This window comes from Chryseobacterium sp. P1-3, from assembly GCF_000738495.1.
GTDB lineage: Bacteria > Bacteroidota > Bacteroidia > Flavobacteriales > Weeksellaceae > Chryseobacterium > Chryseobacterium gallinarum.
Map to the genome: position 1 here is coordinate 96780 of NZ_JPEQ01000009.1, position 13591 is coordinate 110370.

General features: G+C 37.5%; 7 protein-coding genes and 2 pseudogenes. 1 reads left to right on the forward strand and 8 read right to left on the reverse strand.

The features are described 5' to 3' along the window. Nucleotides 1-99: 99 nt before the first annotated feature. The 8 genes and pseudogenes from HX13_RS24430 to HX13_RS14205 all read right to left on the reverse strand — a co-directional run bounded on the left by HX13_RS24430 (nt 100) and on the right by HX13_RS14205 (nt 9437). A complete protein-coding gene (locus HX13_RS24430; protein WP_238555358.1) occupies nt 100-297 on the reverse strand; it encodes a T9SS type B sorting domain-containing protein in 198 nt (65 codons plus the stop codon). Next, complete coding sequence (locus HX13_RS14175) at nt 281-1939, reverse strand: gliding motility-associated C-terminal domain-containing protein (RefSeq protein ID WP_238555359.1); 1659 nt, start codon at nt 1937-1939, stop codon at nt 281-283. Before HX13_RS14175 ends, HX13_RS24430 begins: the two co-directional genes overlap by 17 nt. Before the next feature lie 816 nt (nt 1940-2755). Continuing rightward, nucleotides 2756-4768, reverse strand: a complete 2013-nt coding sequence (locus HX13_RS14180; protein WP_238555360.1) for a T9SS type B sorting domain-containing protein — start codon at nt 4766-4768, stop codon at nt 2756-2758. Nucleotides 4769-5190: 422 nt separating this feature from the next. Beyond that, nucleotides 5191-6427 (reverse strand): annotated as a pseudogene (locus tag HX13_RS14185) (MFS transporter). A gap of 92 nt (nt 6428-6519) precedes the next feature. Then, a complete protein-coding gene (locus tag HX13_RS14190) occupies nt 6520-6882 on the reverse strand; it encodes a hypothetical protein (RefSeq protein WP_050021649.1) in 363 nt (120 codons plus the stop codon). 69 nt (nt 6883-6951) lie between these two features. Further along, a complete protein-coding gene (locus tag HX13_RS14195; protein WP_050021650.1) occupies nt 6952-8451 on the reverse strand; it encodes a GH3 auxin-responsive promoter family protein in 1500 nt (499 codons plus the stop codon). Nucleotides 8452-8577: 126 nt separating this feature from the next. Beyond that, nucleotides 8578-8868: a hypothetical protein gene (locus HX13_RS14200; protein WP_050021651.1), complete on the reverse strand. Its 291-nt coding sequence runs from the start codon at nt 8866-8868 to the stop codon at nt 8578-8580. A gap of 173 nt (nt 8869-9041) precedes the next feature. Next, a complete protein-coding gene (locus tag HX13_RS14205; protein ID WP_050021652.1) occupies nt 9042-9437 on the reverse strand; it encodes a hypothetical protein in 396 nt (131 codons plus the stop codon). A 253-nt stretch (nt 9438-9690) separates the two neighbouring features. Between HX13_RS14205 and mfd the strand changes: the two are divergent. Next, a pseudogene (gene mfd / locus HX13_RS14210) lies at nt 9691-13060 on the forward strand (transcription-repair coupling factor). The last annotated feature ends 531 nt before the right edge of the window (nt 13061-13591 follow it).

The window sequence follows — 13591 nt, forward strand, 5'->3', positions numbered from 1 at the left end:
TTATCCGCAGTTTTTTGCAAAAGGCGTTCTGCAGGAAGCTGAGTGTGTTGATAAAAAAATCACCTCTGCTGAGGTGATTTTTCATAAGCCTATAAAAGCTTAGTCTTTATTTTTTACCAATACCCATCCTGAGTATTTTGTTTCAGTATTGTTTTTATCGTTTTCATTCCATGAAATGGTATACCAGTAGGTTCCTGTCGGGATTTTTTTGCCGAAAGCTGTTCCGTCCCATGTGAAATTTCTTACTTTATTGGCTTCATGAAGTTTGTTTCCATATCTGTCATATACAATAAACACAAGGTTCTTTTTTGTATGCTAATGCAGAATAATCAATAACATCATTGATGTTGTCTCCGTTTGGAGTAATGGCATTGATCAGATTTGGAACCGTAATCGTAATCTGAACAGGGTTACAGTTGAAAGAATCTTTTACGAAAACTTTATTTTCTCCTCTTGGAAGTCCTGAGAAAACATTGGATTCCTGCCAGTTAACCCCGTCTATAGAATACATATAAGGAGGCGTTCCGCCGGCAACGTAAATGCTGATATTGTTGTTGGAAATATCTATACTTGAAATAACAGGCTGCTGAGTAGGCTGAACCTTTACTTCCTGCAGTGTAAAGCATTTTCCTGTTTTAAGCTTAACCCAATAAGAACCGATTCCAACATTGCTGATGGATTGAGTGGTTTCTCCTGTGCTCCATTCGTATCCGTCGAATCCAGGTCCGGCATCTAATGTTGTTTTGCTTTCAGCACAGATGGTTTTGTCTTTCAGTACAGCAGATTTTACCGGAGGAAGAACATTTAAGGTGATTTTTGAAATAGCATAACATTGTCTCTCATTGGTTACTCTCACATATACGGTAGTGCTTGTAGAGAGATAAACATTAGCGTTTAGAATAGCATTTGTTTCACTTTGGGCATCCGCTAATGTCTTATAGTATTTTATAACAGTTCCTGTAGGGACCGGATTAGGAAGTCCGATATCTGCTTTTGCAAGATCAAATGTTGAGAAAGTAATATTGTTTTCAATATAACATTCGCTAAGCTGTGCGTCCTTTAAAACAACAGTCGGGTAGAATTGCAGTTTAATGGTGGTGGTTGCGATACATCCGAATGAGGAAATTACTTTTGCATATACTGTAGTTTCCGGAGAAACATAATTGGTAGGATTTGTAATTTCATTGGTCTCGGCATTCATATCTGCAAGAGTCGGGTAATATTTGATTGTGGCTCCTGTACCTCCAAATACGCCGGCGGTAGTTAAATCGTATTTTCCTGTGCCTGCTCCATTGTTATTACACGCTAAAAGGGTAGCTGGAGTTGCCGTGATACCTACATTAACAAACTTGAACTTTCCTGTAATAAAGCAGCCGTTCATCGGGTTACCCGCATTATTGGGATCGTGATATACAACTCTGTAGTAATAAATTGTTGTACCATTTACCGTTGCTGTCGTAAGTGGGTTGGTACCGGTAAGGGCATCATTGATTTCATTATGATAGGTTACCTGGAAGTTGGTACTGTTTCCGTTAATAATTCCTGCTGTAAGGGTTGTGAAGTTAAATTGAGTTGGAAGCCCACATACCATAACCTGGCTTGGATCTGAAGGATTGGCTGCCGGAATTCCGGGAGTGATAAATGGATAAGGAGCTAAGCTGGCATCATTAAAGGCAGAGCTTAAGCTGGCAGTTCCTGACCATACCAGGGAGAATCCGTTTGGTGATTTACTGTAGTTATCAACCACCAGGTAATAAGTATCCCCAAGTGCTGCATCTATATAAGGGCTCCATTTTCCACTGTTTCCACTGGCCGGAGGAATAGCAAGATCCAGGCCGGTATCTCCAGGAGTACCTGAGTAGTTACATCTCAGAGGAGCTACAAAAACGTGCTGGTCATTCTGTAAAGACGGGCATCCGTTCGGGGTAGGACCGTACACGGCGAAATCGTAATCATCATCAGGGTCGTTAGGCTTGATCGTAAAAGCAAGAGTTCCTGCACTTGATACCGTGAAAGTGTACCATACTGTATAGCGCTCATTTGTAGATAAGCACCCCCCATTTTGATTGAGGATTTCTAAAATGTTCCCCGGCCCCGTAGGGGTATAGGAAATATCAGAATTTCCACAGAGAGGAATTGCAGAAGGACAATCTGATTGCGAATAAAAACGCCTGTGAAATAAATAAAATTAAAAGAAGTAGTATTTTTTTCATTGTTAAAATGATTTTATGAAACAAAATTGAAATGAATAATTTTACCATCATTGCTTTATAAAGTTGCCACGAAGCAACTTGAGTAGTGTGCAATTCTCGATTTTATTACGAGCTTCCTGAAAACTTGAGCGAGTTCTCTTTTGTTTCATAATTACGGAATACCAGCCTGTTGTAAGGTTTTTCTGTTGAAAGCATGAGCTTGAGCCCATAAACTTACTTTAAAAAAGCATATAGTTAGTAAAAGTTTATTCATAAGCTATTATTTTATAGCAAATATAAAAAATTATTAATGTTAAATTAAAGATTTTGAGATATATTTAATAAAAATGAATATTAAGCTAAGATATCACTTTTTTATTGATCATCGCCAGTCTCCTGTTATTGAAATTTAATAGATAAATTCAGAATAGAAATTTCCTATTCTGAATTTACCGGTAATAAGCATCCATAAGTATTTCACTCAAACACTGATTGATGATTATTCTCTGTTTTTTACCATTATCCACCCTGAATACTTGAATGAGGTGTTTTTCTTATCATTTTCATTCCATGTCACCGTGTACCAGTATGTCCCTGTCGGAACTTTTTTTCCCGGCTATTGTTCCGTTCCATTTATACCCGTTTAACCTGTCAGCCTGATGTATTTTAGAGCCATATCTGTCGAAAATAGTAAATACAAGATTTTGCTTATCTGCCAGTGCGGAATAGTCTATCGCATCATTTATACCATCTTCATTTGGTGTGATAACATTGATGAGATTAGGAACAACAACTGAAATTTCAACAGGCTTACAGTTGTAAGAATCTTTTACATATATTTTATGGTTTCCTCTTGTAATGTTCGTAAAGAGATTGGAGCTTTGCCATTTTATATTGTCCATAGAATATTGATAATCAGGAGTTCCTCCGGTCACATTGATTGTGAGCGTGTTGTTTGATATGTCAATTCCGGTAATGACCGGGTTCTCAGAAGCATATACCTTTACCGTCTGGGTGGTATAGCAATCCCGGGTCTTTAATTTTACCCAATATGTTCCTACTCCTATATTGCTGGCTATCTGAGTGGTTGCCCCGGTACTCCATTGGTAACCGTCAAATCCCGGTCCTGCATCCAAGGTCGTTTTGTCTTCCATGCAGATGATTTTATCTACCAGTACTTTAGATTTTACAGGAGGAAAGACAACTAAAGTGATTTCGGCGATGGAAAAACAGTTTTGCGAATCCGTTACCCTTACATATACCACCCCGTTGGGAGCAATGTATGTTGTTGGGTTGGCAATTTCGTTAGTTCCTGCCAGGGCGTCGGTTAAAGACGGGAAATACCTTTTAGTGGTATTGGTTTGGGTGGTTACATGAGCGTTATTAAGGTTAAATATTCCTGTTGAAGTGTTTTGCTCCGTGAAACAGGCGCTTATAGAAGCATTTTTCACCTGTACTACAGGATAAAAATCAAGGGTGATTTTGGCAATGGTGGAACAGCCCTGAGGGTTGGTTATTTTTACATAGACTACCCCGGCTGAGGATGAATAGGTATAGGGGTTTGTAATTTCATTCGTTCCGGTATTTAAATCATTTAAAGTCGGATAATATTTTTTTGTGCCCGTTCCGCTATATACGTTGGCAGTAGTTAAATTGAAAACGGCTATACCTGAGTTGTTATTATTGCACATGGTTAAGATTGCATCATTGGCAGTAATAGAATTATCCTTAAACTTAAAATTACCGGTTTGTCTGCAGGAATTAACGGGATTGTTAGGATTGGTAGGATCCTGGTAATGTATGCTATAGTAATAGGTGGTTGTTGTTCCAACAGTTTGAGGAGTTGTGATAGGGTTGTTGCCTGAAAGGGCGTCATTTTGATTGGTGTGATAGGTGACTACAAAATTGCTATTACCATTGAGTATTCCTGGAGTTAAGCTGCTGAAGTCAAAAATGGTTGGATTTGAACAAATGCTTACTTCATTTGGGTTGTTTGGATTGGGTGTACCAGGAGGTATAAATGGATGTGGAGTGAGCACAGGATCTGTGAAAGGAGATAATAAAGTAGCGGTTCCGCCCCATGTTAAAGAAAATCCGGTGGTATTTGCACTGTAATTATTTACTAAAAGGAAGTAGGTTTCTCCCGGTAAAACGTCCATATATTTACACCATGCCCCAAAATTTTGTGTCCCGGATCCGGCATATGGAAATGTTGTCGTCATATTAAGACCGGTTGCTCCCGACGTATAGGAGGTGTTGCACCTTATTGTATTTCCTTTGTTGTTACAGGTCACATTCGGGCCCCATACATAGAAGTCATAATCTGTTGATGTGCTTTGAAGGGGCGTAATTGTAAAAGTTAATGTTCCCGCCGTTGCAATAGTGAATTTATACCATACAGAATACTGTTCTGTGAAAGTACCGCAGTTCCCATCAGGTAATTCCTGTACTCCGGGACCATTAGGTGTATAGGAAATATCAGAACTGCCACAAACGGCTAAGGAAGTAATACAGTCTTGTTGTGCAAAAAAGACCTGGCATATGGGCAGAATTAAAAGAAGTAATATTTTTTTCATTTTTGTGTTTTTAGATTTCATTCATTAGAGATAAGCTCGTCCTGATAGCTTTTTTTTGTTTCTCAATCCCAAGCTATGCATGGTGTCAGATTTTTGAAAATCCGATTTAAGTGGTAAAGCCTGTTCATAATATCCACTATAAAATGAGTCTGATTCTGTACAGATAAGAAGGAGTATGCCCCCAAGTAAGCGGAACACCTATGAATTGAAACATTGTGCATAATGAAATAATTTTTTTTACAATCAAATATAAAAAAAAATATTATTCTATTGCGAATTAATTTAAAATATGGCGTTTATTTTAAATATATACTAATATTAATGGATATAATATTAGTGTTTTAATAAAAAAAAGAAAATTGTACTAGTAAATTGATTAATATGTTGATGTGTAATATTTCTTTAATTCAATATAAGAATGATTAATACTGCATCTTCCTCAATTTAGGATTGGTACTTCCTACCAGCAGCGCAATTAAAACAGTCATTGTTCCACCAAATACAACAGAACGTACAACGCCCAATAATTTGGCCATCAACCCGCTTTCAAACTGTCCCATTTCATTGCTGGACATAATGAATATGGAATTTACACTGAGGACGCGGCCTCTGATATGATCAGGGGTTTTTAATTGTACAATTGTCCCCCTGATGACAACAGAAATACCATCAAGCATGCCACTCATCACCAGGAACATAAAAGACAACCAGTAAAGCCTGGAAAGCCCGAACCCGATAATGCAAAGCCCAAATCCTGCCACTACCGCAAGAAGTATTTTCCCCTGGTTTCTTCTTAAAGGGACAATCGATAAAGTGGTTATGATGCACATTGATCCGATATCTGAAGCTGCATTGAGCAAACCGAAGCCTTCAGCTCCCGAATTTAAAATGTCTGTTGCGAATACAGGAATCATGGCTACTGCACCTCCAAAAAGCACAGCAAACATATCAAGACATAATGCCCCTAAAATTTCTTTGGTTTTGAATATATAAGAAATCCCTTCACGCATACTCTCTACTACATTCACATTTTCTTTTTTATATTCTGAATACTGTTTATTGAGCTGCCAGAAAAATAATGAAGCAATAAAGATCAGGGATAAAATAACAATCAAAGTCCACTTTACTCCGAAATAACCTATAAGAATTCCTCCTATAGCATGTCCGCAAACGGAGGATATAAGAAAAGTAGCCTGGTTCAGGGTGACTGCATTAGGAAGGTTTTCTTTTTTTACAATTTTAGGAATCATGGACGGTACAATAGGCCCGATAAAAGCCCTTGCAATTCCTGTGAAAAATATGACGCCATATATATAATAGGTGATCTGATGTCCTGTAAAATGCATTTTCATATTAAAAAAAAGCAGGAATAAGCAACAGTCCGATCAGGAAAATATAGGCATAATTACAAATAAGCAGCAATTTCTTTTTTTCATTCATGTCGATAACATGACCGGCGTATAAAGCACAACTTACTGCCGGAATCACCTCTGAAAGCCCGATAAGTCCGATTGAAAAGGGATCTTTGGTCAACTGGTATACCCACCATCCCAATAATGTGGCAAGCATCCTGAAAGCTAAAACAATGAAAAATCTTCCGGTAAGAAGGTTTCTGAACTCAATATTTTGTAATGTTTTTAACGGGGTAAAGGAAATCATGAGCAAAAATAGCCCTAAAAATTTATTTAGGACTATTCATATATTGTTTTTTAAAAGATATATTAAATATATTCTGAGAGATAAAATCTATTTTAGTCGGCTCTTGAAGAACTAATCACCAGGGCTGCAACTCCCGCTGCTCCAATAACAGTGGCACCGGCTAGAATCCTGGCTTTGGATCTGTCTTTCACAGCAGCTACTTTAGCTTTAGGTATAATGACTTCTGTACTGTCTTTTTTTCCTGCGGTTCCTACCAGGTTGTCCCCCATTACATTCCGGAATAATATTTTTTGTTTCGGAGATCCGTCCCTCATGGTAACAACGTATATTTTACCGGCTTCCAGATTAGAATAATTGTTCTTTGAAATATCCTCACTATATTTTGTGGTAGCACAAGAAGAAACGACAAATAAAGATGTTAATAAAGATGATTTTAACAGTACAGATGCTTTCATTATTTTCTTTTAGTTTTTCAAATTTATAATTTTTTTCGAATATACGTTTTTGGAATTGAAAAAAAGTGTCTAAAGCTTGTAAATTTCTAATAGATCTGCAATTTTCCTGTCGTTGGCTAATCTTGGCGTTTTATTTTGTCCCCCCAGCTTCCCTTGTGATTTTGCATACTCCTGGAAAGCATTTTTCCTGAGAAGGGTAATATGTAGCTTTTGTAAAATATTCCCTGAGATCAGATCGTCATAATAGGTGTTCCTGTTTCTCAATTGCTGATCCAGTTCATCTCTGAATAGTTCTATGTTTTCTGGAGCTTTTTCAAACTCAATCAGCCATTCATGGTAAGGGAGTCCTTCCTGCGGGTTTACCTGTGGAGCAAGATGAAATTCGGTAATCTGAGCGGGATATTTTTCCAGGGTAGCTCTCATCGCTTCTTCTACTTCAAATGCGATAACATGCTCTCCGAATGCAGAAGTGAAATGTTTTGTTCTTCCGCTTACCAAAACCCTGTATGGTTTTTTATCAATAAAACGCACTACGTCTCCTATCGAATAAGCCCATAATCCGGAATTGGTAGTCAGGACTAAAGCATAATCCTTATGAAGTTCTACATCTTTTAAGGTCAGCCTCCGGGCTCCGGGTTTTCCATATTCTTCCAGTGGAATAAATTCATAGAAAATTCCATGATTGGTTAATAACAGAAGTCCTTCTTTGGTGTAATCGTCCTGGAAAGCAAAAAAACCTTCAGAAGCGGGAAAGGTCTGAATAATGTCTACCGTTCCTCCCAGCAAATCTTCCATTTTATCACGATAAGGCTCATAATTCACCCCACCCGTCACAATAAGCTGGAGATTAGGAAAGATCTGCTTTACTTTTTTTCCATGCTTATCAGTCAATTTTTCAAAATACATGATCAGCCATGGCGGAATTCCTGAAATCAGCGTCATGTTTTCATGTTCCGTTTCTTCAATGATTTTGTCTACCTTGGCCTCCCAGTCTTCCATGATATTGGTTTTCCAGCTTGGAAGACGGTTTTTCTGAAGATAGCCGGGAATATGATGAGCTACAATGCCGGATAGTCTTCCGGTCTTTATTCCGAAAACTTCTTCAAGCTCGGGACTTCCCTGTAAAAATATCATTTTGCCGTTAACAAAATCAGCATTGTTTTTTTTAGCGATATAATGGAAAAGTGCACTTTGGGCTCCGGCAATCTGAAAAGGCATTCCTTCTTTGGATATAGGGATGTATTTGGAACCTGATGTTGTCCCGGAAGTTTTGGCAAAATATTCAGGAGTATCTGTCCATAAAATATTCGCCTGTCCTTTCTTTACCCTTTCTATATAGGGTTTTAAATCTTCATAATCGGCAACAGGCACCAGGTCCTGAAATTCTTTTACAGAACGGATGTTTTCAAAATTATGTGTTCTGCCAAAAAGTGTTTTCTGAGCAGTGCTGACAAGGGATAGCAATAGCTCCTCCTGGTTTTTCTCTGCATTTTTTTTGAATGCCTCTGCTTTTTGAACATGTTTTTTTGCCCAAATAAGTGCCGCTTTTTTCTTGAAGAAGTTTAACATGCCTCAAATTTATAAATAAGTAAAGAATCTGAGCATATTTATCAGGGACAGATATAAAAAAACCGATGAAATAGATCCATCGGCGTTCGAAATTTGATTATGAAAATAACAACTATATGTTAAAGTTTACTTGTTGGCTTTGTACCTTTTATCCGGTGTTCCGTCTTTTTTCAGGTGTTTGTTAGCCTTATATCTTTTGTCCGGAGTTCCGTCTTTTTTCATTATGGCAGCAGGTTGGGCCGGAGCCGGTTTTGCTGTTTTCATATCGGCAGGTTTAGCTGCTTTTACATCAGCGGGTTTAGTTGCTTTTACTGTTTTTACAGGATGAGGTGCTGAAGTGGTAGCGGGAGCGGTCTGCTGTGCAGTGGCAAGTCCTAGTCCTAAAACCAATGACATTGCAGATAATAATTTTTTCATAGGAAACTGTTATTTTTGATTGATTAAAGATATGCAAAAAACGGGCTGGAATATTTGGTTTTTTAAACTTAACTAAAGTTTATTACAGCTTAAAAAAAAATTAAAACACCCTTGGAAAACAAAAAAGCCTGCCCTGTTTTGAGAGCAGACTTTGTGTATAGTGAATAAGTTGTTTAACGTGTACAATTCGCAGTCCAGGTCTTACCATCCTTTAAATATAGAATTTTCAATTCATTATTATCAATTCTGATGTATGAGGTAGCTGTGGAGCCAACCATTACCAGAGTGTGATCCCCTTTTTGCTCAAATTCAATTCCGTTCAGATCCGGGATGCTGTTTGAAAAGGCAAAATTATACTTTGTACCGCTGGCTATCTTTGTAACAAATACACTTCCGTTATCGGTGCTAATGTTGGTAGATCCACCGTCGTTATAAGAAATACTTCCTTTATACGTTCCTGCAAAGAAATCATTGTTGGTAGGATCATCATCTCTGCTGCACGACGAAAAAGATAATGCTGTAAAAACCAACATCATCAAAACTCCTAAAATTTTAATTGCTTTTTTCATAATACTATTCTTAAAATGTTTGTTAAAACTAAAATCCCAAACAATATGCCATATATGGATATTTGGTTTTTTTTAACTTGTTATTAAATAAATTAGCAAAAAATTAAGATTTATAATGATGAAACAATAATTCTTACATGAGAAACACGTGCTTGTCCTTCAATGGAAGAAAAAAATATCCTTACCTTTGTATATAGCAAACGGTTTCGGAATACTCCCGAAATCGCTTTTGTCGTTTATACCATTAGTATTTATGCAATTAAAATCCATCAATGAAAAGTTTCTTCCTGATTTAATGCAAAAAGAATTCGGAAAAGAGATTTTTATCAGGTTAGAAGATCACCGGCATATTGCTGTAAAAGGAAGTGCAGGGTCTTCGGTTTCTATTTTTGTGGCTGAGTTGTTTCTGGCTCAAAAGAAAAGTATTCTTTATCTGGTAGATGATAAAGAAGATGCATTGTATGCCAACACGGAAATGGAAGATCTGCTTGGAAAAGAAAAGGTCCTGTATTTCCCGGCAACACATCTTGAGCCTTACCAGGTAGAAAAAACCCAGAATGCCAATCTGGTTTTGCGGACCGAAGTACTGAACAAAATCAACTCGGGAAGATCTCCAAAGGTTATTGTAGCGTACGCAGGAGCCTTGTCTGAAAAGGTATTGAAAAAAGAAGACTTTAAAGCGATATCACACCACATTAAAGTAGGGGATCATCTGGATTTTGACTTTGTGGACGAGCTGCTTAATCATTATAATTTTCATCAGTCTGATTTTGTTTCCGAGCCTGGAGAGTTTTCAGTGAGAGGAGGAATTGTAGATGTATTTTCCTATTCTTACGAGAAGCCTTATAGAATTACCTTCTTTGGAAATGAGGTGGAAAGTATCAGGACCTTTGATATTGAAACCCAGCTTTCCATAGACAAAGTGAAAGATTTTCAGTTGGTTTCCAATATGAATTTTTCAGTGACCGGAAGCAGGGTTTCTTTGCTGCAATTATTGCCTGAAGAAAGTTTTGTAGTAACCAAAAATGGTATGGTGGGAATGCAGAAAATCAGAACTTTCTATGAAAAGGCATTGGAGAAATATGAAACATTAAGTAAGGATATAGCTCACAGAAGCCCCCAGGAACTTTTTATTTCAGACCAGGAATTCCTGTTTGATTATAAGAAATTTAAAACTATAGATTTCGGTGGAGTGTTGATTGAAGGAATAAAAGATGCCGCCGAAATTAAAATGGAACAGATGCCGCAGCCTTCTTTCCACAAAAAATTTTGAATTGCTGATTGAAGACCTTGAAGAAAAACAAAATGACGGGTTTGATACCTGGATTTCTTTTTCAACGGAGAAGCAAAAGGAACGTCTGGAATCTATTTTTGAGGAACTGGAACATGAACTTCCTTTTAAAAGCTTCAGGTCTGAGCTGCATGAAGGTTTTGTAGATAACGGGCATAAATTGTTGGTCTATACGGATCACCAGATTTTTGACCGTTATCAGCGATATAAAGCTAAAAATACTTTTGCCAAATCAGAACAGCTTACCCTGAAAGACCTGATGTCTTTAAAAATAGGAGATTATATTGCTCATATAGATCATGGGATCGGAAAATTTATGGGGCTGGTAAAAGTAAATAACAACGGTAAGATCCAGGAATGTTTTAAGCTGACTTATAAAAACGGGGATTTATTGTATGTAAGTATCCATTCCTTACATAAGATTTCCAAGTATAATGGTCCCGATGGAAAAGAAATTGTCCTAAGTAAACTGGGGTCCCCGACCTGGAAAACATTAAAGCAGAAAACCAAGGCAAAGGTAAAACAGATTGCATTTGACCTTATTAAGCTATATGCCCAAAGGAAAACAGCAAAAGGTTTTGCGTATACCCCGGACTCCTATTTGCAGAATGAACTGGAAGCCAGCTTTATCTATGAAGATACACCGGATCAGGAAAAAGCAACCATAGACGTTAAAAAAGACATGGAAGCCGATACCGTTATGGATAGGTTGGTTTGCGGAGATGTAGGTTTTGGAAAAACGGAAGTTGCCATCCGGGCTGCGTTTAAAGCTGCAACAGACGGAAAACAGGTTGCTGTATTGGTGCCAACAACAATTCTGGCCTTCCAGCATTACAGAAGTTTTAAAGAGAGGCTGAAAGATTTTCCGGTAAATGTTTCTTATATAAACCGTTTCAGGACGGCAAAACAAAAATCAGAAACATTGGAAGAGCTGAAAAACGGTAAAGTAGATATCATAATAGGTACTCATCAGTTGGTAAGCAGTTCGGTTAAATTCAAGGATCTTGGGTTATTGATTATTGATGAGGAACATAAGTTTGGTGTTTCTGTAAAAGATAAACTGAAAACGCTGAAAAATAATGTTGATACCCTTACCCTCACAGCAACTCCTATTCCAAGAACCCTTCAATTTTCTTTAATGGCCGCAAGGGATTTGTCTGTTATTAAAACGCCACCGCCGAACAGGCAGCCGGTAGATACCCAGCTGATTGATTTTAATGAAGAAACCCTTCGGGATGCTATTTCGTATGAGATTCAAAGGGACGGACAGGTTTATTTCATTAACAACAGGATTGAAAACCTGAAAGATATTGCCGGCCTTATCCAACGTTTGGTTCCGGATGCAAGAGTGATTACAGGGCATGGGCAGATGGAAGGGAAACAGCTGGAAAAAAATGTTTTGGATTTTATGGAGGGAAAGTATGATGTTCTTGTCTCCACCACGATTGTTGAAAGTGGAGTAGATGTTCCGAATGCCAATACTATATTTATTAATGATGCACATCGTTTTGGAATGGCAGACCTGCACCAGATGAGAGGAAGGGTAGGGCGAAGCAACAGGAAGGCATTTTGTTACCTGATTACGCCTCCTTATGATATGATGACTACGGATGCAAGGAAACGACTGGAGGCTATTGAACAGTTTTCAGATTTGGGAAGCGGTTTTCAGATTGCCATGAAAGACCTCGAAATCCGTGGTGCAGGAGATTTATTGGGTGCAGAGCAGAGTGGCTTTATTAATGAAATGGGGTTTGAAACCTATCAGAAGCTAATGCAGGAAGCTTTAGAGGAGCTTAAAGATGATACTGATTTTGAAAATTTATTTGACAATGAAGAAGACAGACAAAAGCTTTTCAAATCTGTAAAAGATGTCAATATTGATACGGATCTGGAGTTAATGCTTCCTGATTTCTATATTTCCAATACGGAAGAAAGATTACTGTTGTATCAGAAGATTGCTGAAATTACTAATGAAAAGGAGCTGCACCAGTTTGAGCTTGAGCTGATTGATCGTTTCGGGCCATTGCCTGAAGAAGCTGTTAATCTGTTGAAAAGTGTTTCTTTGAAATGGCTTGCTGCTGATATTGGTTTCGAAAAAATTGTAATGAAAAACGGAGTATTCTTAGGATATTTCCCAGGTAATCCGCAGGATAAGTTTTATCAGACAAACAGGTTCAGGCATATTATCAACTATTTAACCGGGAATCCGGCTGAAGCTCAATTGAAAGAGAAGTCGGGTAAAGAAGGGAATCAGCTTATGATGAGAAAAGAAAAGGTAAAGAATGTTGATGAAGTGAATAGGTTATTAAAAGCTATTATTGATCACGAGTAAATTATAATTTTCAGATATATTGCTTTTTTCTATAAAGTGTGAAAAACATATAAAAGCTTAAGTTTTTATATGTTTTTTTTGTGATTATTATCATTTTTTACTTTAAAAGTATTCATGTACCAGAGAGTTAATGCGTTTTATATGGTTTTGAAGTCACCTTCCAATGATAAAAAAAACTTAATAAGCTCCCATGCATAAAGGGTTTGCTGGAGGGTGTATTTAAATTCATTTGTGAAAAGTAGAGTTATGTAGAATTAATTCTACTTTTTTGTGTGATTAATTCGATAGCGTAATGTGTTTATTTCTATGGAGTTAAGGTGTGCTTTGGAAACTTTTTTTGATTTGAAAATTGTACATTTGCAAACCTTATTATGAAAAAAACAATATATTGCTGCGTGACTGTATTTCTTTCAATCTATGCAGGCGCACAGGTGGGAATCGGGACTTCTAAACCAAAGTCTATGCTAGATATCAACGGAAAAACCACCTTAAGAAAAGAAATTAGAGTAGGAGGTACTTCAACCCAGGTGG